Source organism: Streptomyces sp. NPDC033136 (genome assembly GCF_055578235.1).
Map to the genome: position 1 here is coordinate 125,877 of NZ_JBVIPD010000018.1, position 21,358 is coordinate 147,234.

Here is a 21,358-nt window from a genome sequence, read left to right on the forward strand (position 1 = left end):
AAGGCAAGCACCGTCCGCCGGTGTCGGGCCCGACGCCCCTGTGCGCCCCCGGGTCCGTCAGTCGTGCGCCTCGCGATGCGCGAAGGCGGCGCGCAGGTCCGGTTCGCCGATCGCGTGGACGCCGCGGACGGCCACCGAGGTGAGGTACGTACGGTCGTCGGCGGTGCCGTCCGCGGTCCGGGCCAGGGCGCCGAGCAGTCGCTGACCGGCCGGGGAGGCCCAGCGCGAGTACGGGTGCGCCTCGATCCGGGCGATGGCGAGGCAGCTCAGGGTCAGGGTCAGCGGCAGCGCGAACCACAGGGCGACCAGGTGCCGCGGCATGTCCGGCGGAGCGGGCGTCAGCAGGGCGGCCACGCCCAGCCCGAGGACGGCGACGGCGGCCCCGCGCACCTGCCGGACGGCCGCCGCGACCGTCGTACGGGCGCTGTCGGGTACCGCGAGCCCCGCGCGCACCAGCCCGTCGGCGATCCCGCGCACCGCCTCCGCCGTGGCGGCCGCCGCCCGCACCGGAGCGATCCGGGACTGCCCCTCGGGACCGATGGCCCCTATCACCGACCGCTCCATCTCGTCCCGCCCGCGGGGGTCGACGACCGTGGCCCAGCCGGTGTGGGCCAGCAGCAGACGGCGCTGGCGTGCCATGGCGACCAGCGTCACGTCGGCGACCCGCCGGGGGCCGCCGGATAGGAACGCAGCCTCGTACAGTGTGAGTTCACGGGTCCGGCCGGTGTCCGCGCGGTCGGCCGCGGCGCGTACGGCGGCCAGGCACAGACGCGTGCACGCCGTGCCGGCCACGGCCCACGCCGCCAGCAGGAAAAGAACCCAGAGCATATGTTGTTTGTATGTGACACGGTCGCGAGAACGCCATGCCTCATCCATGATCCGGACGGAGTGCGGCCGGGATGTGACGTTCCGTTTCACCGCGTGGCGGGCGGGCTGTACGCGGGCGGCGGCAGCGGTTGCGTCGCGGACGGTGAGGGGGCGAGGGCAGGGGGCGACCGGCTCTGCGCCGACGGGCGGGGGAGTGCCCACCGCACACCAGTACGCTTCGGGCGCGGGGTCGACATGATACTGCGGGGTCCAGCTCAAATGCCGTACGGAGACGGATGGTTGCATCGGATGCGGAGCGGGACGGGGCGGGACGGGCGATCGGAGGAGGCGCGTCGGTGGACTCACCGGGGCGAACGCCGCCTGCCGCGGCACTTTCGCAACAGGCCTAGCCCACCCGGGTCCTCTGGGCCGCCCGGACGCCGTCGCGGCGGTGTGCCCCGTGGCCGCCGCCCGCCCGATGGGCCATGTTGCTGACCGTCGAGCCGATCGGCTCCGGACGGACGCGAAGGAGGCCCCGCGGTGGGTGAGCTGTACATCGACGGCGAGTGGACACAGGCCACGGCCGGCGGACGCCGGGACGTGATCAACCCCTACGACGCCTCCGTCGTCACCACCGTCGACGAGGCCGACGCCACCGACGTCGACCGCGCCGTGCGCGCCGCCCGGCGGGCCTTCGCCGAGGAGGACTGGGCGCACGCTCCCTCCCGCCGCCGCGCCGACCTGCTGCTGCGCGTCCACGACCTGCTGCTGCGCGACCGGGAGGACATCGCCCGCACCGAGACGCTCGACACCGGCAAGACGCTCACCGAGGCCCGGATCGACGTGGAGGACGTGGCGAACACCTTCCGCTACTTCGCCGAACTCGCCGGCAAGGACGGCGGCCGGGTCGTCGACGTCGGCCCGGACGTCCTCAGCCGCGTCATCTACCAGCCGGTCGGCGTGTGCGCGCTCATCGCCCCCTGGAACTACCCACTGCTGCAGGCCTCCTGGAAGGTGGCCCCGGCGCTGGCCGCCGGCAACACCTTCGTCCTCAAGCCCAGCGAGACCACACCGCTCACCACCGTCACCATGATCCGGCTCATCGAGGAGGCCGGAGCCCCGCCCGGCGTCGCCAACCTGGTGCTGGGCTCCGGGGCGACCGTCGGCGCCGCCCTGACCAGCCACCCCGAGGTGGACCTGGTGTCCTTCACCGGCGGCCTGGGCACCGGGCGCAGGATCATGGCCGCCGCCGCCGAGGGGCCGCGGAACATCGCCCTGGAACTGGGCGGCAAGAACCCCAACATCGTCTTCGCGGACGCCGACTTCGACGCCGCCGTCGACTACGCGCTCGACGCCGCGTTCCTGCACTCCGGGCAGGTCTGTTCGGCCGGTTCGCGCCTGCTCGTGCAGGACGCGATGCACGACCGGTTCGTCGAGGCGTTCGCCCGCCGCGCGCAGGCCATCCGGCTCGGCGACGGCATGGCGGAGGGCACCGAGAGCGGGCCCCTCAGTTCCGCCGAGCACCGCGAGAAGGTCGAGGGGTACATCGCCGTCGCCAAGGAGGAGGGCGCCCGCCTCGTCACCGGCGGCACCCGGCCCGACGACCCCGCCCTGAGCCGCGGCTTCTTCCTGCTGCCGACGATCTTCGCCGACTGTGACCGCTCCATGCGCATCGTGCAGGAGGAGGTCTTCGGCCCGGTGGTCACCGTCGAGCGCTTCGGCACGGAGGACGAGGCGGTGGAACTGGCCAACGACACCCGCTACGGCCTGGCAGGCGGTGTGTGGACCTCCGACGCGAGCCGCGCTCAGCGCGTCGCCCAGCGGCTGCGCCACGGCACCGTGTGGATCAACGACTTCCACCCGTATGTGCCGCAGGCCGAGTGGGGCGGCTTCGGCCGCTCCGGCGTCGGGCGCGAACTCGGCCCCACGGGGCTGCGGGAGTACCAGGAGGCCAAGCACATCTACCAGAACCTCGCCCCCGCCCCCTCCGGCTGGTTCAAGGGCTGACCCGCACCTGAGGGGAGGCCGGAACGTGCCGCTGTGCGGCGCGGCGGTGCTGGAGCCGGGCCGGTTCGCTCTCCATGGGCACCACGCACCACGACGGGCGTGGGGAGGCGCCGGCGGGTGACGAGGTGCCGGAGAAGCCGCGGTTGGCCGCGGGCGGGTCGCGCTCGAAGGAGCTCCGAGACGCGAGGTGACTGGGCCGCGCCGGCACAGACATGAGGGGGGGTGCCCTCTCACCTCCGCCGCCGCGACGGTGACCGTCGGGCCGCCGGCGGTGGGTGTGCGGGCCGGCCGATGCGCCGGGACGGTCCGCCGCGGTGACCGCGCCGCGAGGCGCTGCCGGCCGGCGTCGTCGACGCTCGGGGACACGCGGGGCTCGGGGAAGCACGGGCCGGGCGGACTGGCCTCAACGCCGCAGCAGCACCCTGCGCGTGGCGCGGGCCAGCCGGTGGGCGGGCCGCCGGGAGCGCGGAGCGGGGCCCGACCGCTCCCGCCACCACTCCCGCAGCTCCCGCCGAGCCTGCGCGTCCCCGGGCCGGCCGACGCAGAGCAGGTGCTCGGCGAAGGTGAGCGCGTCGCGCCGGTAGCCGGCGGTCATCGGGTGGGTCTGGGCGTAGCCGAGAAACGCCGCGCGGTACTCCGCCCCGAGGATGAGAGGCAGTTCGGGCGCGACCTTCGCCACGACATCCGCCCGCTTCGCCGCGAGCGCCCGTGCCTGTACGCCGACCCGGACCCGGTCGAACCCCTCGGGTACGGGCGTCCCCGCGACCAGCGCCGACAGCAGCGCGGCCTGCGCCAGCCCGAGCCGCTGCCGCGCCTCCTCGGCGCTCCCGGAGGGGGGCGGGCCGAAGGCGCCCCGTGTCGCCCCGGCCGCCCCGGTCTCATCGCCCTGCCCTGCCCCGGGCAGGTCCGCCTCCGGCCGGACAGCCGCCCGGCCCAACGAGCGGACCTCCGCCTTCACCCGTTCGACCGCTCCGGCCTCCAGAGCCCGCCGGATCGCGGCCAGTTCCCCCTCCAGCTCGGCCGGTTCCGGGAAGTTCTCGTCCCGCTCCAGGAGGACGCCCGGAGGGGAGACCCGGGAGGCCAGGTCGGTCAGGATGTCCAGGACCGGCCGGGGGACGGGGTGGGCGTGGCTGTCGTGCCAGACGCCGTCGCGTGCGAAGCCGCCGGCGACATGGACGTAGGCGATGGCTTCGAGGGGCAGCCCGGCGAGGGCCTTGGCCGGGTCCTCACCTCGATTGACGTGGTTGGTGTGCAGATTGGCCACGTCGATGAGGAGCCGCACGCCCGTACGGTCGGCGAGCTCGTACAGGAACTGGCCCTCCGTCATCTCCTCGCCCGGCCAGGAGATCAGCGCGGCGATGTTCTCGACGGCGAGCGGCACCGGCAGGGACTCCTGCGCGATGCGTACGTTCGCGCAGAGCACGTCGAGGGCGTCCCGGGTCCGGGGGACGGGCAGCAGATGGCCCGCCTCCAGGTGCGGGGACGCCGTGAGCGGCCCGCCGGCCCGGACGAACGCGATGTGCTCGGTGACCAGCGGCGAGCCGAACGCCTCCGCCCGTTCGGCCAGTGCGGTCAGTCGGCCGGCGTCGGGCCGGTCCGCGCCGCCGAGGCCGAGCGAGACGCCGTGCGGCACCACGGTGACGCCGCGCTCGCGCAGCCGCCGCAGCGAGTCGGGCAGATGGCCGGGGCAGACGTTCTCGGCCACCGCCTCGACCCAGTCGATGCCCGGCATGCGTTCCACGGCGTCCGCGATCTCCGGTCGCCACCCGATGCCCGTCCCCAGTCGCTCCATCGCCCCCTCCTCCACCCGGCCGGATCCTCGAACGTGAGGGGGGTATGGCCCGGCCGCCCGCCCGCGAACCCCACCCCGGCCGCCTTCAGAGCAACATTTGAGGTTCGGTCCGTCCGCCGCCGGTCCGGCAGCTACCTCACCGGCGGCGGCCCCGGGCTCGGGCCCCGGCCCGGCGCACGAGCTACCTCCCGCTCCCGCGGGAAGGGCCGGCCGGCGAGCGTCCCCGAACGGTTCACACCGAGCGGGTGGGGCGGTAGTTGAACACCGACCAGAGGACGAACAGGCCGGTCACGATCATGATGATCGACCAGAACGGCTGGTAGGGCAGCCACATGAAGTTCGCGATCAGCGTCAGACCGACCACGACCGCAGCCACGACCCGGGCCCAGGCGGCTCCGGTGAACAGGCCGAAACCGGCCGCCACCACGAGCACGCCGACGATCAGGTGGATCCATCCCCACGCGGTCAGGTCGAACTCGAAGACGTAGTCGCCGAAGCTCGTGTACACCTCGTCGTCGGCGATCGCCGTGATGCCCTGCAGCACGGCGAACAGGCCGTAGACGACCATCAGGGTGCCGCCGAGAGCGAGGCCCCCGGTCGCCCACGGGTCGCCGGAACCACCTGGGCCCGGGCCGTCGGGCGTCCGGTCGGCGGGGGCGGGCGGAGCGGGGGGAGGGGGCGCGGCGCTGGACATGGCTGCCTCCGGGGGTCGGGTTGTCTGGTAACCCCACTGGAGCACTCGACCGCGACCGGCGCGCCCGCGGCTACTCCGAACGGGTGGCCGCCGGTCCGGCGCTCCCGTACGGCTCCCGGCGCAGTGCCGGGTGGTCCGCGACCAGCGTGCACGAGCCGGGCGCGATCTCCGTGAACCCGGCGTCGCGCACCAACGGCAGCCCGGCGTGCGTCAGTTCGGACCAGCGGGCCGGGTCGGCGGCGCGTACGGCGAGCGGGAACCCGGCGTCGCGCCAGGCGGCCCGCTCCTCGTCGGTCAGTTCCCACCAGGCCAGTTGCGCGGCGTGTCCCGCCTGGGCCATGGCCTTGCCGGCCGACATGCCGAGGTCCGGGTTCATCCACAGCACGGGGGCGCCCGGGCCGGCGTCCACCGGCTCCTCCGGGTCGTCCAGGTCGGTGCCGGAGACCTGGAGCCGGGCCAGGTCCTTGGGCCAGCCGTCGAGCGGGACGGGCGGGAAGACCCTTACCTCGGCCGTCTTGCCGCTGACCGTGATCCCGGGCAGGGCCTCGGCCCGCCGCCACTCGGCACCGCGTGCCCGCCGCACCACCTTGCGGATCCGGGCGTCCTGCCAGTCCCGCATCGCCTCGGCCCACGCGCCGTCGCCGACCGACCGCTCGTCGGCCAGGATCGTCAGCACCGCCCGCGCGGCCGTCTCCAGCGCGTCGGTGCGCGCCGGCGGGTCCGCCCGCTCGATCCGCACGACCAGCGGCAGCACGAACTGCGGCGCCGTGTCACGCGCCGAGGGCTCGGAACGGAAGGGGCTGTCACTCACGGGCGTCGGCTCTTCACTCACGAATCCCAGTGTGCCAGCCGGAAGATCGTGCAGGATGGCCGCATGCGACCCGACCTGTGCGTGGAAAACGCGGGCCGCCGCTACGGTCTGCGCGGCCCCTGGGTGTTGCGTGGTGTCGACCTGACGGTGGCGCCCGGCCGGCTCGTCCGCGTCGAGGGCGGCAACGGCACCGGCAAGTCCACCCTCCTGCGGCTGCTCGCCGGCATCGACGCCCTCAGCGAAGGCCGGCTCACCGGCCGCTCGCGCACGGCGTACGTCCCCGAGCGGTTCCCGCCGGCCCTGCCCTTCACCGCCGCCGGCTACCTCACCCACCTCGGCACCGTGCACGGCCTGTCCCGCGCGGCGGCCTCCCGTGCCGCGGGCGAGTGGCTGGAGCGCCTCGGCGCCGCCGCGTACGCCGGGACCCCGATGGCGCGGCTGTCCAAGGGCAGCAGCCAGAAGGTCGCGGTCGCCCAGGCGCTGCTGGCCGAGCCCGAGTTGCTGGTGCTGGACGAGGCGTGGACCGGTCTGGACACCGACGCCCGGGCCGTGTTGGAGAGGGCTGTCGCCGAGCGTACGGCGGCCGGGGGGTCCGTGGTGTTCGTCGACCACGACCCGCGCCGCCTCGCGGGCCTGCCCGACGCGACGTACGCCGTGCGCGACGGCAGCCTCGTCGAGCACCCGGCGCCCCAGCCGGTTCCGTCCGGCCCGCACGTGACCGTCGAGGCGCAGGGCCCGCCGGACGGGCGGCTGCCCGAGGAGGTGCGCCGGGTGGTCTCCGTGGCCGAGGAGAGCACGCCGGGCACCTACCGCCTCACCGTTCCCGCCCCAAACTCCGACGTTCTGCTCCGCGCCCTGCTGACGGCCCGCCCGCCCTGGCACGTGGTGAGCGTGGAGCAGCGGGCGTACGCCTCCGGAAACCGCCGATGACCGCCCTGACCCGCTACCACGCCGCCCTGTTGCTGCGCTCGCAGCGCTGGCTGCCGCCGTTCCTGCTGTACGCGGCCTTCCTCGCGATCAGTGTCCAGGCCGGGCAGCCGGTGCTCGACTCGCTCGGCTACACGGCCGCCGCCCTGCTGCCCGTCGCCGCCTGGCTGACGCGGATTTGCGCCACGGGCGAGCCGCACGCCGCGCGCGGCTGTGTGGCGGCCGCCGCGGGGCCCGCGCGCGCCCACGTGGCCTGCCTGCTGGTGGCCCTCGCGGGCGCGGCGGCGCTCGGCACGGTCGCGACCCTCGCCGTGACGCTGCTCAGTGACCCGGTCGCCTCGGACCACCGCACCCGGGTGCCGCTCGCGGCGGCCGGCGGGGCCGGACTGCTCGCCGCGCTCGCCTGCGCCCTGCTCGGCACGGCCGTCGGCGCGCTCACCAGCCGGCCGCTGCTGCGGCAGCGGGGCCGGGCCGTCCTGGCTCTGCTGCTCGCGGCGTTGCTGTCCCTGGTGGCCACCGGCTCACCGGCCCGCGCGGCGGTGCAGGGCCTGGTGACCGGATCGCGGTCGGGCACGGTCACGCTCCCGCTGTTGCCCCTGGCCGCGACAGCCCTGGTCACGGGCGCGGCGCTGGCCCTGGCCGGCGTGCTCACCGCGCGCAGGCCGGCCTGAGCGGGGGGGTGTTGCGCTGGGCCTCCTGCCCCCAAGCCGGGAGGCCTGTCACGTCGGTCAGGCAGGGGCCGTTCGCGTTCGTACGCCCCGCGCGGGCCGGTCAGGGCCGGTCGTGCACGGTCCGGATCAGCTCGGACACCTTCACGAACCGGAAGCCCTGGCGGCGCAGCTCGGGCACGATCGTACGGACCGCCCGCTCGGTCGCCGGGGCCGCGCTGCGGGTGCAGTGCAGCACGACCACCGACCCGGGCCGCACCCCGTCGAGCACCTGCCGGACCACCGCGTCCGGGTCGGTCTCGAACGCGTCGCCGCCGACCACGTCCCACTGCACGGCGGTCACACCGGCCGGCGTCAGCGCCCTGAGCGCCTGCCGGTCGTAACAGCCTCCGGGGAAACGGAAGTACGGCATCGGATCCGGCACGCCGGCCTTGCGGAACGCGGCGTACGCCCGGTCCACGTCCGCGCGCATGCGTTCCCCGGGAACGGTCGGCAGGCCGTAGCAGTCCGGCGTGAACGCGTAGTGGCTGTAGGAGTGGTTGGCGACCTCGAAGAGCGGGTCCCGGCCGATGGAGCGGGCCTGGTCCGGGTACTCCTCGGCCCAGCGCCCGGTCATGAACACGGTGGCGGGCACCTGCAGCGTCCGCAGCGTGGCGATCAGCCGGGGGTGGTCGAACCGCTCACCCGCCGCAGCCCGCTTGCCCTGTCCGGCAGTCATGTCGGCGTCGAAGGTGAGGGCGACGGTCCTGCCGTGCGTGCGGGGGCCGTGCTCGAAGACGGGGGTCAGCCCGGCGGGGCCGGGGGCGAGGGTCGGAGGCCTCGACGGCGGTGCGGGCACCGGCGTGGAGGCGGCCTGCGGGGGCCGGGCGGTCCCGCAGGCCGCGAGGGCCGTGATCAGGGCGCACACGGCGGTGACACGGCGGAGAAGGGAGATCACCGTATGAAGATGTGAGCGGGATCGTCGCCTTATGCCTGCCGGAACCGGGAGTCACCCGGCCGTCAGATGTCCCGCTGCTCCAGCGGCTTGGTCGCCGGGCCCTGGATCACCTTGCCGTCGGTGTCGAAGCGGGAGCCGTGGCAGGGGCACTCCCAGGCGCGCTCGGCGGCGTTGAAATCGACCAGGCAGCCCAGGTGCGTGCAGCGGGCGGAGACGGCGTGGAGGGCGCCGTCGTCGTCCCGGGAGACGGCCAGGCGGTGGCCGTCGGCGCGGACCACCGCGCCCTCGCCGGGCGGCAGGGACTCCACCGGCGGCGACGGCCGTAGCCGGTCGCCCACGAAATGCCCCGCGACCTTGGCCTGGGTCCTGAGGAACGACGGCGCCTCCCGCACGGCGGATTTCAGCCGCCGCGGGTCGTACAGCCCGCTCCACTCGCACTCCTCACCGGTGATCTGCGCGGTGAGGAGGCGGCCCGCCATCATGCCGCCGCTCATGCCCCAGCCGCCGAAGCCGGTGGCCACATGGGCGTGCCGGGTGCCCGGGTACAGCGGGCCGACCATCGGCACCGTGTCCGTGGGCTCGGTGTCCTGGGTGGCCCAGCGGTGGGTGACCTCCAGGTCCGGGAAGTGGCCCGTGGCCCAGGCTGTGAGGCGTTCGAAGCGGGCCCGCGGGTCGCCGGTGCCGGGCGTGAAGTGCTCACCGGTGACGATGAGCAGACGGCGATCCCCGTCGAGGGGCGCGGTGCGCACCGAGCGGGTGCCTTCGTCCGGCGTGATGAACATGCCGTCCGGGTCCTGGTCCGCGGGGACCGGCCCGGCGACGACCAGCTCGCGCCGCGCCGACAGCCGGGCGAACAGCAGGGCCCGGTCGAAGATCGGGTAGTGCGTCGCCACGACGACGTCCCGGGCCCTCACCGTCGCCCCGGTCGCGGTCGACAGCCGGCACGGCTCGCCCTCGTCCAGGCCGAGGACCGTGGTGTCCTCGAAGATCCGCCCGCCGCGGCCGACGAGGTCGGCGGCGAGGGCCAGCAGGTACTTGCGCGGGTGGAACTGCGCCTGGCCGGTGACCCGGACCGCGCCCGCCACCGGGAACGGCAGCCCGGTCTCCGTGACGAACGAGGCGGGCAGCCCGGCCTCGGCGGCCGCCCGTGCCTCGGCCCGCAGTTCCTCCACCCGGCCCGCGTCGCAGGCGTAGGTGTAGGCGCTCCTGGTCTCCCAGTCGCAGTCGATGCCCAGTTCCCCGGCGATCCCCGCCGCGCGCTCCATCGCCTCTGACTGGGAACGGGCGTACAGCCGCGCGCCCTCGGGGCCGCGGGTGCGGCGCAGCTTGTCGTAGACCAGCGTGTGCAGGACGGTGACCTTGGCGGTGGTGTGCCCGGTGACACCGGCCGCGACCCGCCCGGCCTCCAGGACCGCCACGCTCCGCCCGGCCCGCGTCAGCTCCCACGCCGTGCACAGTCCGGCGATCCCGGCGCCGATCACCGCCACGTCGACGTCCAGGTCCTCCGCCAGCGCCGGATGGCGGCCGTCCGGCGCCGTCTCGAGCCAGTACGAGCTCTTGACCTGCTGGTTCTCGCTCATGAACCGCCGAGTACCCCGGCTGGCCCGCGTCAGTGCCGGGCGTGCCGCTTGATGGGAGGGGCCTCTCGGTTTACAGGAGGGGCCGACAGGGATAACGTACAACCAAATGGTTGTAGATGAGCTGGGCGACGAGACCGTGGACCGGTTGTTCCACGCCCTGGCCGACACCACGCGCCGGGACATACTGCGCCGCTGTGTGCGCGGGGAGCTGTCGGTGTCCCGGCTGGCCGAGACCTATCCGATGAGCTTCGCCGCGGTGCAGAAGCACGTCGCGGTGCTGGAGCGGGCGGGGCTGGTCACCAAGCAGCGCAGCGGACGGGAGCAGCTCGTGCGCACCGACCCCGACGCGGTGGGCCGTGCGCGCCAGGCGCTCGACGAGCTCGAGACGGCGTGGCGCGGGCGCGTGGACCGGATGGCCCGTCTGCTCGCCGAGGACCCCGGAACCGAGGCATACGGAACCGACGTATCCCGAACCGAAGAGAACGACATCCCGGAAGGACCCGAGCGATGAGTGTCACCAGTATCGACAAGGACCTCGACCACCTCACCCTGACCCTGGTCGCCGACTTCGCCGCCCCGGTGGAGCGCGTGTGGCGGCTGTGGGCCGACCCCCGGCAGCTGGAGCGCTGGTGGGGTCCGCCGACCTATCCGGCGACCGTGGAGCAGCACGACCTGACCACCGGCGGAGAGGTCACCTACTTCATGACCGGGCCGGAGGGCGACCGGCACCGCGGCTGGTGGCGGGTCACCTCGGTCGCCGAGCCGACCTCCCTGGAGTTCACGGACGGCTTCGCCGACGACGACGGCAAGCCCAAGGACGACATGCCGACCATGTCCGTGACGGTGCGGCTCAGCGAGCACGGCGGCGGCACCCGGATGGAGATGCGCTCCCTGTTCGACTCCCGGGAGCAGATGGAGCAACTGGTCACCATGGGCATGGAGGAGGGCCTGAAGGAGGCCGTCGGCCAGATCGACGCCCTGCTGGCCGCCTGACCGGCCGGAGCCGGACCTCCCCGGGCAGGGGCCCCGCGCGGTCCCGTGCCTCACGCTTCTGTGCCGCACGGCCCCGTACTTCGACGGTCCGGCCGGGGCGCCGGGCCGCGCGCCCGGCGCCCCGGCCGGAGACCGGGCCCCGGCTACCGGCGCCAGGGCCCCGTCACCGCGAACGTGGTGCCGGGTGTGTAGCAGTTGACGTACATCGTGTCGCCGTCGGGGGAGAAGGTCACACCGGCGAACTCACCCCACTCGGGATCCTCCGGGGTGCCGATGTTCTGCCGGTTGCGGGCCATCGCGTACACCTCGCCGCGCCTGGTCACGCCGTAGACGTGCTGGGCACCGTCGCCGTCCTCGCAGACCATGAGGCCGCCGCTGGGCGCCAGGCAGATGTTGTCCGGCGACTCGCCCGGCATCTGCAGGCCGGTGTCCGGGCCGAAGACGATCACCAGGGTCAGCCGGCGGTGCTCCGGGTCGTAGCGCCAGACCTGCCCGTAGTGGTCGCCCGCCGAGCCGTCCGAGCGGTGCGCGAAGGACGACACGAAGTACACCGACCGGCCGCCCCAGTAGCAGCCCTCCAGCTTCTGCGCGTGGGTGATGCCCTTGCGGCCGAAGTCCTGGAACCGGATCGGCGTCTGCGCGGCCTGCGGGTCCGGCACGTCCACCCACTCGACGCCGTCGAACCCGGCGCCGATGTCCTGGATGGTGGACAGGTCGGGCACGCCGGGCACGCGCATGGCCTGGAGCCGGCCGCCCGCGCGCAGCGAACCCCGGCCGCCCAGCGGCTTGCTCGGCAGGAAGCGGTAGAAGAGGCCGAAGGGCTTCTCGAAGGCGTCCTCCGTCTCGTAGACCACCCCCCGCCGGGGGTCGACGGCGATCGCCTCGTGCTGGAAGCGGCCCATCGCGGTCAGCGGAACCGCCCCGGTGCGGCGCGGGTCGGCCGGGTCGACCTCGAAGATGAAGCCGTGGTCCTTGGTGTAGCCGTTGGTGCCGGCCTTGTCCTCGGTCTCCTCGCAGGTCAGCCAGGTGTCCCACGGGGTGGGGCCGCCCGCGCAGTTGACGGCCGTGCCGGCGATCGCGACGCGTTCCGACAGGACGTTGTTGCGGGAGTCGAGCGTCAGGGTCGTACAGCCGCCCTTGCCGGCCGGGTCGTACGTGAGGCCCTCGACCGCCGGGACCGGGACCCTGCCGTTGGTGCGGTTCTCGTGGTTGCGGACCAGGTGGATCCGGCCGCCCCTGCCGCCGAAGGCCGACATGCCGTCGTGGTTGGAGGGAACCTCGCCCTCGCCGGAGCGGAGCCCGTCCCCCTCGCGGGAGAGGATCCGGTAGCTGAAACCTTTTGGCAGGTCGAGGACATCCTTCGGGTCGGGGACGAGCGGGCCGTAGCCGGTGCGGCCGAGGGTCTGTGCGGCGGCCGTGCCGGCGAAGAGTTCGGAGAGGGCACCGGAGAACGCGATCCCGATGCCCAGGGCCCCCGTCCCGGCGAGTACCTGACGTCGTGTGGCGGAACGACCGGTTTCGGTCATGGAGCAGCCTTCCTGCTGGCGGACAGGAACTGTGATCCAACCGTGTCTATCACCTGGACCTGGCGGCGGGAACCACGCGCGTAGCGCGAGTCACTGCTCGACGGCGTGCCGCAGCCCCTCCAGGGCCACCTCGGTCTGTTCCGCCTTGTCCAGCGCGTGCTCCTCCGGGGGCTGCTGCGGAGTCCGCTGTTCTCCTCCTTGCCGGTCCCCCTCGCCTTCCTGGGCGCCCCTGTCGTCTTCCTGATGGCCCCTCTCCAGGAACCGGAGCAGCTCCACCGGGATGGGCAGCACCAGCGTGGAGTTCTTCTCCGCCGCCACGGCCATCACCGTCTGCAGCAGGCGCAGCTGGAGAGCCGAGGGTGTGTCGGCCATCTGCTGGGCGGCCTGGGACAGCTTCTTCGAGGCCTGGTACTCGGCGTCGGCGTTGATCAGCCGGGCCCGCCGTTCACGGTCGGCCTCGGCCTGGCGGGCCATGGAGCGCTTCATCGTGTCCGGCAGGGACACGTCCTTGATCTCCACGCGGTCGATGGTCACGCCCCACTCCACGGCCGGGCTGTCGATCATCAGCTCCAGGCCCTGGTTGAGCTTCTCCCGGTTGGACAGCAGGTCGTCCAGCTCGCTCTTGCCGATGATCGAGCGCAGCGAGGTCTGCGCCATCTGCGAGACGGCGAAGCGGTAGTCCTCGACGTTGACGATCGCCGCCGTCGGGTCCACGACCTTGAAGTACACGACCGCGTCGACCCGCACGGTCACGTTGTCACGGGTGATGCCCTCCTGGGCGGGGACGGGCATGGTCACGATCTGCAGATTGACCTTGCGCATCCGGTCCACCGCGGGCACGACCAAGTTGAACCCGGGCCGCCGCACGCTCCCGTGCAGACGTCCGAGCCGGAAGACCACCCCGCGCTCGTACTGTTTGACGATCCGCGCCGCCGAGGCCAGATACACCAGTCCGGCGGCCCCGACCGCCGCCCCCGCCGAGATCAGCTCTTCGACCATGCCGACCTCCCCGTCGGGGTCCGGTATTCGTGCACTTCTGTACTTATATAACGATATGCCCGGAACGGCGTGCGAGGCCATGGCCCGGGAGCAGGGGCATGACCGGGCGGGACAATGCGAAGGTCCGGGGCGCGCACCCTGCGCGCCCCGGACCCTCGGTGCTGCGTCGTCTCCGGCTAGGCGGCGGTGAGCTTCTCCGCCGGGGCCTCCTCGGGCTCCGTGACCTTCACCGGCTCGGTGCCCGTCGCGCTGTGGCGTGCGGCCCAGTTCTCCAGGGCCGTGCGGCAGGCGTGGTCGAGGTGGTGCAGGCCCGAGAGGTCCACCTCGACCGGGCGGTCCTGCGGCAGGCCCTCCAGGGTGTCGAGGATCTTCGGCAGCCGCAGGAAGGTCGCGTTGCCCGACAGGTACGCCTGGATCGGGCCGGCGCCCTTGTCGATGATCTCGAGCTTGACGTGCGAGGCCTCCCAGGCGGTCTTGATCACCGACAGGGCCAGACCGATGAGCACGCCCTCGAACATGTTCACCGCGACGATCGACACGGCGGTGACGACCAGGATCAGCGCCTCACCCTTGTGGGCCCGCCACAGCGCCGTGATTTGGCGGAACGGGATCAGCTTCCAGCCGGCGTGCACGAGGATGCCGGCCAGGGCGGGAATCGGGATCAGCGCCAGGGCCCACGGCATCGCGGCGGCGAACAGCAGCAGCCACACGCCGTGCAGCACCCGGGACGCCTTGGTCTTGGCGCCCGCGTTGACGTTGGCGGAACTGCGCACGATGACCGCGGTCATCGGCAGCGCGCCGAGCAGACCGCACAGGGTGTTGCCCGCTCCCTGGGCGATCATCTCCTTGTTGTACTCGGTGCGCGGACCGTCGTGCAGCCGGTCCACGGCCGCCGCGCTGAACAGGCTCTCCGCGGAGGCGATCAGCGCGAAGGCGATGATCGTGCCCCAGATGGCCGGGCTCGCCAGCTCGCCGAAGGCCTCGGACCCGGGCAGCTGGATGACGCCGAGCAGACCCTCCACCTGGACGGTGGCGACGGGCAGGCTGAAGGCGAGCGCGGCGACGGTGGCCAGGACGACCGCGGCGAGGGCGCCGGGCACGGTCTGGACCGCCTTCGGCATCTTCTTCCACAGCACGACGACGGCGATGGTGCCCGCTCCGATCGCGAGGGAGGTCAGGGCCTTGGTGCTGCCGAACGCGTCGGCGAACGCCCCGGGCAGCCCCGCGATCTTGCCGATTCCGGACTCCGGCGCCTTCAGGCCCGCCGCCGCGTAGATCTGACCGGCGATGATCACCAGTCCGATGCCGCAGAGCATGCCCTCGACGACCGAGACGGAGATCGCCCGGAACCAGCGGCCAATCCCGAGGAAGCCCATGGCGAGCTGGAGCAGCCCGGCGAGCAGCACGATCACGCCGAGCGTGGCCACGCCGAACTCGCTGACGGCCTCGAAGACCAGCACGGTGAGGCCGGCGGCGGGTCCGGACACCTGGAGGCTGCTGCCGGGCAGGAGCCCGGTGACGAGCCCGCCCACGATGCCGGTGATGAGGCCCAGCTCAGCGGGAACGCCGGAGGCGACCGCCACGCCGACGCACAGCGGCACCGCGACCAGGAACACGACGATGGAGGCGAGGAAGTCCTGCCTCAGATAAGGGAACTTCGACAGCATGGTCTCCGGCCCCCTCAGAGCGTCTCGAACGCGTCGGACTCCGCGCGGTGTTCCCGCACGACGCCGGTGTGGACCTCGTAGTACCAGCCGTGCAGCTGGAGTTCACCCGCGTCGAGGCGCTTCTCGACGCACGGGTAGGAACGCAGCCGCAGCAACTGGGTCAGCACGTGGTGCTGTACCGCCTCGGCGACCGTCGGGTCGCCGGGGTCGGAGCACTTGGGCTCGTCCGCCGCGTGGGCCAGCCAGTCGCGTACGGCGGGTACGGCGGTGAGGTCGTCGTGGCGCACCACCGCGCCGACGGCGCCGCAGTGGGAGTGGCCGCACACCACGATGTGCTGTACGCCGAGCACCTGCACGGCGTACTCGATGGTGGCCGCCTCGCCGGTGGGGGTGGCGGAGGCGTACGGGGGGACGACGTTGCCCGCCGTGCGCAGCTCGAAGAGCTCGCCGGGGCGGGCGCCCGTGATCAGGGCCGGTACGACCCGGGAGTCGGAGCAGGTGATGAACAGGACGTCGGGGGACTGGCCCTCGGCGAGGCGGGCGAACTCCTCAGGGCGCTGTCCGAACATGCGGGCGTTGTCGATGAGGGGTTGCATGAGTGTGGTGATTCCTCCTGGCGCGCAGTGGGGGCGCGTCGGACGGGCATGACAGGGGGTGGGGGGAACTGCTCCGCCGCTCAGCAGCGGAAGACCTGCAGCGCTGCCGGTGTGTGCGACGTCGAGGATCTCGACGTGCGTTCATGTGCCGGGCCGGGTCTGACCGGTTCGCCGGCCTTCGGCTGGATGTGCCTCAGGAGTGGCCGATCGGGCGCGGAGGGCGCCGAGTCGGCGGTGTGGGCCCGGTCGCGGGTCCGCAGGGGACCGGTCGGGTCCCCGTGGTGTCCGGCGCGGCATGCGGCGACCTCGTCACGCAGAGCCTTCCCGGAGGGTTTGATCCCCGGGCGTGCGGACTTGCCGGAGGGTTGAGTTCCGGGCTGAGCGTTGGCCTCGACGTGACGGGGTGTGTGCGCGGATGCGAAGGATGCCGTGGGTGCGAAGAACTGGAGGGCGAGCAGGACGGCGGCGAGGATCGAAACCACGGTCCGTGCCGTCGCACCTCGGTACATGCGCCCCCCTTCAGCTGACTCTCGCATCCAGCGCGGACCAATGATTGGTCAACGGCTGGTCAAGAAACACGTTAACCCTGCAAGGTCGTTTGCAGGGTCAACTTAACGTTTCAAGCTGAAGAGAGCCTGAAAAGCGCGGGTGGGTTGGCTTGAACCAACCCTTACCTCACGGCAGTTGGCACGGTATTGGGGCTGTGGTCACCGGGAGTTCGCCAGTTTGCCCGCGTCGCGGGCGAGGGCGGTGAGCCGGGAGATGGCCCGGAAGTACTTCTTGCGGTAGCCCCCGTTGAGCATCTCGTCGCTGAACAACTGGTCGAAGGGCAGGCCCGAGGCCATCACGGGCACCTCGCGGTCGTAGAGCCGGTCCGCGAGGACGACGAGCCGGAGCGCCGTCGACTGGTCGGGAACCGGCCGCACGCCGGTGAGGCACACGGCCTTGATCCCGTCGGTCAGCGCGCCGTACCGGCTGGGGTGGACGCGAGCGAGGTGGTCCAGGAGGGGCGAGAACGCGTCGAGTGAAGCGCCCTCGGTGGCGTGCGCCGTCTCGGTCACCCGGTCGTCGGAGTACGGCGGCGGCGCCTCGGGCAGGCCGCGGTGGCGGTAGTCCTCGCCGTCGATGCGCAGGGCGCGGAAGTGGGCCGACAGGCCCTGGATCTCGCGCAGGAAGTCGGCCGCCGCGAACCGGCCCTCGCCGAGCTTGCCGGGCAGCGTGTTGGAGGTGGCGGCGAGCGCGACGCCCGCGTCGACGAGCTTGCCGAGGAGCGTGGAGACCAGGACGGTGTCGCCGGGGTCGTCGAGCTCGAACTCGTCGATGCACAGCAGGCGGTGGCCGGACAGCGTCTGGACGGTCTTCTGGAACCCGAGGGCGCCGACCAGGTTGGTCAGCTCCACGAAAGTGCCGAACGCCTTGAGCTCGGGCTCGGCCGGGGTGGCGTGCCACAGGGAGGCCAGCAGGTGGGTCTTGCCGACGCCGTAGCCGCCGTCGAGGTAGACGCCGCGCGGGCCGGAGGGGGCCTTCTTCGCCGCCCTGCCGAAACCGAACAGCCGCCGCCTGCCCGGGTCGGCGCTCCCGCCCAGGCCGGCCGCGAAGTCCTCCAGGACCCGGACGGCCTCGGTCTGGCTGGGCTGGTCCGGGTCCGGGATGTACGTGCTGAACCGCACGGAGTCGAACCGCGGCGGCGGCACCATCTCGGCGACCAGCCGGTCGGCGGGGACGTGCGGCTCGCGGGCACACAGGGAGAGCGGGGCCGGTTCGGTTATGGGGCCGGTTCCGGACCGGGCTGGGGAAGAAGGCACGGTTCACCATGCTACGGCGCGTGGAACACTGCACGGCATGCGACGTCTGTTCCCTGTGACCGATGAAACAGCAGCTCCGGCCCCGGACGGCACGTCCGGCGAGGCTGCCGGCAGAGAGTGGAGCCCGTCCGAGCTGGCCGCCGCGTACGCCTATCCCGAGCCGGGGCACGGGGGGCCGGTGCCGTGGCTGCGGGCCAACATGGTGTCCACGCTGGACGGGGCCGCCCAGCACGACGGACGGTCGCAGCCCATCTCCAGCGCGGCGGACATGCGGATCTTCGGCACGCTGAGGGCCCTGGCGGACGTCGTGGTCGTCGGGGCGGAGACCGTGCGGCAGGAGGGGTACCGGCCGGCACGTGCGCGTGCCGACTTCGCGGCGGCCCGGGAGGCGGCCGGCCAGACACCCGCACCGGCGATCGCGGTCGTCTCCGCGAGCCTCGACCTCGACTTCTCCCTCCCGCTGTTCACCTCACCCTCGGTCCCCACCTTGATCCTCACGGGCGCCTCGGCCGCCCCGGACCGTGTCGCCACCGCCGAGAAGGCGGGCGCGCGCGTGGTGACCGCCGGGGACGGCATCGGCGTCGATCCCGCCCGTGCCGTCCGGGCCCTCGCCGGACTCGGCCACACCCGGCTGCTCACCGAGGGCGGCCCGCGGCTGCTCGGGCAGATGGTGGCGGCCGGTGTGCTCGACGAGCTGTGCCTGACCGTCTCCCCGATGCTCACCGCGGGTGGCGCGCAGCGCATCGCGGGCGGTCCCGCGGTCACCGTCCCGCACCGCTTCACGCTGCTGTCGATGATCGAAGAGGACGGTTTCCTGTTCACCCGGTACGGGCGGGCCTGACGTACTGAACCGCTGGAGGCGGGGTACAAGGTGTCGGCGGCCGGGGAAGCCCGGCCGACCGGTATGCCCGGAAACAGGGCCGATGGCCACCGTCGGCCCGTTCGCCGACGGAATGTGCCGTTCCGTTTGGTGTCCGGAGGGCACACTGGATCCGGCAGTACCCGTGCGAACACGGGGCAGGATGATGTCCGCAGGGCCCGGTACGGCCCACGGAGGAGGGGGCCACGGGCCCCCGGAGCAGAAGGGGCGCCTGGTGTTCACAAGCGTACTGATGATCGAGAAGGCCCTGACGTCCGCCGACGTGGAGTTCGTCACGACCTTGCACGGCGAGGAGGAGGTCTCCTTCCAGGTCCTGCTCCAGCCGCGCGGCGAGCAGGCGGACCGGCTGCTGCGGGCCATCGACGACGTGGCGCTCGGCGAGCTCGACGAGGCCGTGCGGGAGGGAGAGACACCGGAGGGGGAGGAGGCGCTGAGCGTGGGCCAGCGGGCCCTGGAGGTGTCACTCGCCGCGCTGCGGGCGTCGGGCAGCGCGGCGGAGGGACGGCTGATCGAGGACCATCCGCTGGACGCGCTGAAGTCCCTGGTGGACGAGGTCCGGGCGGACGAGGTCATCGTGCTGACCGATCCCCACTACGTGGAGGAGTTCTTCCACCGGGACTGGGCTTCGCGGGCCCGGCACAAGGTGGGGGTGCCGGTGCTGAAGCTGTTCTCGCACAGCAAGGCGTAGGGCGGGGTCGCGGTGTCCGCCGCGCACGGGCCGTGCGGTTGCCCGCGCCCACGCGGCGCGGCCGCACCCCGGCGCGGCCCCGCGCCCCTGAGTGGGCACAGCCCCGCGCGCTCCTGAAATAGGCTATGGGCGCTCATCGTCGTCACTCGCTCTTGGAGATCTGCATGGCACCCGGCCTTCCTCCCGCCATGGACCGACCGCACTTCATCGGGATCGGTGGGGCCGGGATGTCGGGGATCGCGAAGATCCTCGCGCAGCGCGGGGCCGTGGTGGCGGGCAGTGACGCCAAGGAGTCGGCCACGGCCGAGGCGCTGCGGGCACTGGGTGTGACCGTGCACATCGGGCACGCCGCGGAGCATCTGGCCGAGGACGCCAGCTGCGTCGTCGTGTCCTCGGCGATCCGGCAGGACAACCCCGAGCTGGCCCGCGCGGCCGAACTGGGCGTCCCCGTAGTGCACCGCTCCGACGCGCTCGCCGCGCTGATGGACGGCCTGCGGCCGATCGCCGTGGCCGGCACGCACGGCAAGACGACCACGACCTCGATGCTGGCCGTGTCGCTGGGCGAGCTGGGCCTGCAGCCGTCGTACGCGATCGGCGGGGACCTGGACGCGCCCGGCTCCAACGCGCTGCACGGCGAGGGCGACATCTTCGTCGCCGAGGCGGACGAGTCGGACCGCAGCTTCCACACGTACGCCCCCGAGGTCGCGATCGTCCTCAACGTCGAGCTCGACCACCACGCCAACTACGCGTCCATGGACGAGATCTACGAGTCGTTCGAGACGTTCGTCGACCGGATCACCGAGGGCGGCACACTGGTGATCGCCGCCGACCACGAGGGCGCCCGGGAGCTGACGCGCCGGGTCGCCGGGCGCGGCGTGCGGGTGGTGACGTACGGCGAGTCCGAGGACGCCGCCGTGCGCATCCTGTCGGTCGTGCCGCAGGGGCTGAAGAGCGAGGTCACCGTGGTGCTGGAGGGGGAGGAGCTGACCTTCGAGGTCTCCGTCCCCGGCCGGCACTACGCGCACAACGCGGTCGCCGCCCTGGCGGCGGGCGTGGCCCTCGGCGTCCCGGCGGCCGAGCTGGCCCCCGCCATCGCGGCGTACACGGGCGTGAAGCGGCGGCTGCAGCTCAAGGGCGAGGCGGCCGGCGTCCAGGTCATCGACTCCTACGCGCACCACCCGACCGAGATGACCGCCGACCTGGAGGCGATGCGCGCGGCGGCGGGCGAGTCGCGGATCCTGGTCGTCTTCCAGCCGCACCTGTTCTCGCGGACACAGCAGCTGGGCAAGGAGATGGGCCAGTCGCTGGCCCTCGCGGACGCCTCGGTGGTGCTGGACATCTACCCGGCCCGTGAGGACCCGATCCCCGGCGTCACCAGCGAGCTGATCATCGAGGCGGCCCGGGCGGCGGGCGCGGACGTGACGCCGGTGCGCGACAAGGCGGACGTCCCGACGGTCGTCGCGGGAATGGCGAAGCCCGGTGACCTCGTTCTCACCATGGGAGCGGGCGATGTCACCGACCTCGGCCCGCTGATCCTGGACCGTCTGTCGAACTGAGGGGCTGGAGGCTCATGCCGTACGACGTTCAGAAGCCGGACGAGCAGTGGCGCGCGGAACTGACCCCGGGCGAGTACGCGGTCCTGCGGAAGGCGGCCACGGAGCCCGCCTTCACCGGTGAGTACACCGACACCAAGACCCAGGGCGTCTACTCCTGCCGTGCCTGCGGCGCGGACCTGTTCACCTCGGACACCAAGTTCGAGTCCCACTGCGGCTGGCCGTCCTTCTTCGATCCCAAGGACACCGACGCGGTGGAGCTGATCGAGGACCGGTCGCACGGCATGATGCGGACCGAGGTGCGGTGCGCGCGGTGCGGCTCGCATCTCGGGCACGTGTTCGCGGGCGAGGGGTATCCGACGCCCACGGACCAGCGGTACTGCATCAACAGCATCGCGCTGCGGCTGTCGCCCGAGGAGGGCTGAGGC

Annotated in this window: 20 protein-coding genes; 9 read left to right on the forward strand and 11 right to left on the reverse strand. The window is 73.1% G+C overall.

The window, feature by feature from the left end; genetic code table 11:
• Positions 1 to 57 precede the first annotated feature (57 nt).
• Positions 58 to 828, reverse strand: coding sequence for a TIGR04222 domain-containing membrane protein (locus ACZ5TL_RS28380; RefSeq protein WP_468593292.1), 771 nt, complete (start codon positions 826 to 828; stop codon positions 58 to 60).
• 519 nt (positions 829 to 1,347) lie between these two features.
• On the opposite strand from ACZ5TL_RS28380, the gene ACZ5TL_RS28385 reads away from it, so the two are divergent.
• Entirely contained in the window at positions 1,348 to 2,814 is a 1,467-nt protein-coding gene (locus ACZ5TL_RS28385) for an aldehyde dehydrogenase family protein (protein ID WP_468593293.1), read from the forward strand.
• Positions 2,815 to 3,217: 403 nt separating this feature from the next.
• Here the strand turns inward: ACZ5TL_RS28385 and ACZ5TL_RS28390 are convergent, their stop codons facing one another.
• From ACZ5TL_RS28390 to ACZ5TL_RS28400, 3 genes are all read right to left on the reverse strand, one after another.
• Positions 3,218 to 4,606, reverse strand: coding sequence for an MbnB/TglH/ChrH family RiPP precursor modification enzyme (locus ACZ5TL_RS28390; protein ID WP_468593294.1), 1,389 nt, complete (start codon positions 4,604 to 4,606; stop codon positions 3,218 to 3,220).
• Between the two features lie 232 nt (positions 4,607 to 4,838).
• Entirely contained in the window at positions 4,839 to 5,300 is a 462-nt protein-coding gene (locus ACZ5TL_RS28395) for a DUF7144 family membrane protein (RefSeq protein ID WP_468593295.1), read from the reverse strand.
• 70 nt (positions 5,301 to 5,370) lie between these two features.
• The gene (locus ACZ5TL_RS28400; protein WP_468593296.1) at positions 5,371 to 6,132 is read right to left on the reverse strand and encodes a peptidyl-tRNA hydrolase; all 762 of its coding nucleotides are present in this window, start codon (positions 6,130 to 6,132) and stop codon (positions 5,371 to 5,373) included.
• A gap of 42 nt (positions 6,133 to 6,174) precedes the next feature.
• Here ACZ5TL_RS28400 and ACZ5TL_RS28405 point away from each other — a divergent pair, with 42 nt between their 5' ends.
• Together ACZ5TL_RS28405 and ACZ5TL_RS28410 are read left to right on the forward strand one after the other, a co-directional pair.
• The gene (locus ACZ5TL_RS28405; protein ID WP_468593297.1) at positions 6,175 to 7,041 is read left to right on the forward strand and encodes an ABC transporter ATP-binding protein; all 867 of its coding nucleotides are present in this window, start codon (positions 6,175 to 6,177) and stop codon (positions 7,039 to 7,041) included.
• A complete protein-coding gene (locus ACZ5TL_RS28410; RefSeq protein ID WP_468593299.1) occupies positions 7,038 to 7,709 on the forward strand; it encodes an ABC transporter in 672 nt (223 codons plus the stop codon). The genes ACZ5TL_RS28405 and ACZ5TL_RS28410 overlap by 4 nt, the downstream gene beginning before the upstream one ends.
• A gap of 100 nt (positions 7,710 to 7,809) precedes the next feature.
• Here ACZ5TL_RS28410 and ACZ5TL_RS28415 read toward each other — a convergent pair whose 3' ends face one another.
• Entirely contained in the window at positions 7,810 to 8,643 is an 834-nt protein-coding gene (locus ACZ5TL_RS28415; protein WP_468593300.1) for a polysaccharide deacetylase family protein, read from the reverse strand.
• A 62-nt stretch (positions 8,644 to 8,705) separates the two neighbouring features.
• Positions 8,706 to 10,223: an FAD-dependent oxidoreductase gene (locus ACZ5TL_RS28420; RefSeq protein ID WP_468593301.1), complete on the reverse strand. Its 1,518-nt coding sequence runs from the start codon at positions 10,221 to 10,223 to the stop codon at positions 8,706 to 8,708.
• A 106-nt stretch (positions 10,224 to 10,329) separates the two neighbouring features.
• On the opposite strand from ACZ5TL_RS28420, the gene ACZ5TL_RS28425 reads away from it, so the two are divergent.
• Complete coding sequence (locus tag ACZ5TL_RS28425; protein WP_468593302.1) at positions 10,330 to 10,734, forward strand: ArsR/SmtB family transcription factor; 405 nt, start codon at positions 10,330 to 10,332, stop codon at positions 10,732 to 10,734.
• Positions 10,731 to 11,216 carry an SRPBCC family protein gene (locus tag ACZ5TL_RS28430; protein ID WP_468593303.1) on the forward strand — a complete coding sequence of 162 codons (486 nt, stop codon included), beginning with the start codon at positions 10,731 to 10,733 and terminating at the stop codon, positions 11,214 to 11,216. The genes ACZ5TL_RS28425 and ACZ5TL_RS28430 overlap by 4 nt, the downstream gene beginning before the upstream one ends.
• A 143-nt stretch (positions 11,217 to 11,359) precedes the next feature.
• Here the strand turns inward: ACZ5TL_RS28430 and ACZ5TL_RS28435 are convergent, their stop codons facing one another.
• The 5 genes from ACZ5TL_RS28435 to zapE form a co-directional block, all read right to left on the reverse strand.
• The gene (locus tag ACZ5TL_RS28435) at positions 11,360 to 12,742 is read right to left on the reverse strand and encodes an alkaline phosphatase PhoX (RefSeq protein WP_468593304.1); all 1,383 of its coding nucleotides are present in this window, start codon (positions 12,740 to 12,742) and stop codon (positions 11,360 to 11,362) included.
• 90 nt (positions 12,743 to 12,832) lie between these two features.
• A complete protein-coding gene (locus ACZ5TL_RS28440) occupies positions 12,833 to 13,741 on the reverse strand; it encodes a slipin family protein (protein WP_468593306.1) in 909 nt (302 codons plus the stop codon).
• A gap of 176 nt (positions 13,742 to 13,917) precedes the next feature.
• On the reverse strand, positions 13,918 to 15,408 hold the full coding sequence (locus ACZ5TL_RS28445; protein ID WP_468593307.1) for a SulP family inorganic anion transporter: 1,491 nt from the start codon (positions 15,406 to 15,408) through the stop codon (positions 13,918 to 13,920).
• 14 nt (positions 15,409 to 15,422) lie between these two features.
• Positions 15,423 to 16,004 (reverse strand): carbonic anhydrase, encoded by a 582-nt coding sequence (locus ACZ5TL_RS28450; protein WP_468593308.1) that lies wholly within the window; start codon positions 16,002 to 16,004, stop codon positions 15,423 to 15,425.
• 707 nt (positions 16,005 to 16,711) lie between these two features.
• The gene (gene zapE, locus ACZ5TL_RS28455; RefSeq protein WP_468593310.1) at positions 16,712 to 17,809 is read right to left on the reverse strand and encodes a cell division protein ZapE; all 1,098 of its coding nucleotides are present in this window, start codon (positions 17,807 to 17,809) and stop codon (positions 16,712 to 16,714) included.
• A 37-nt stretch (positions 17,810 to 17,846) separates the two neighbouring features.
• On the opposite strand from zapE, the gene ACZ5TL_RS28460 reads away from it, so the two are divergent.
• The 4 genes from ACZ5TL_RS28460 (at position 17,847) to msrB (ending at position 21,355) form a co-directional block, all read left to right on the forward strand.
• A complete protein-coding gene (locus tag ACZ5TL_RS28460; RefSeq protein WP_468593312.1) occupies positions 17,847 to 18,650 on the forward strand; it encodes a pyrimidine reductase family protein in 804 nt (267 codons plus the stop codon).
• A gap of 253 nt (positions 18,651 to 18,903) precedes the next feature.
• Positions 18,904 to 19,377 (forward strand): indole-3-glycerol phosphate synthase, encoded by a 474-nt coding sequence (locus ACZ5TL_RS28465; protein ID WP_468593313.1) that lies wholly within the window; start codon positions 18,904 to 18,906, stop codon positions 19,375 to 19,377.
• Between the two features lie 164 nt (positions 19,378 to 19,541).
• Complete coding sequence (gene murC / locus ACZ5TL_RS28470; protein ID WP_468593314.1) at positions 19,542 to 20,933, forward strand: UDP-N-acetylmuramate--L-alanine ligase; 1,392 nt, start codon at positions 19,542 to 19,544, stop codon at positions 20,931 to 20,933.
• 14 nt (positions 20,934 to 20,947) lie between these two features.
• Positions 20,948 to 21,355: a peptide-methionine (R)-S-oxide reductase MsrB gene (msrB, locus tag ACZ5TL_RS28475; RefSeq protein WP_468593315.1), complete on the forward strand. Its 408-nt coding sequence runs from the start codon at positions 20,948 to 20,950 to the stop codon at positions 21,353 to 21,355.
• Positions 21,356 to 21,358: the final 3 nt, after the last annotated feature.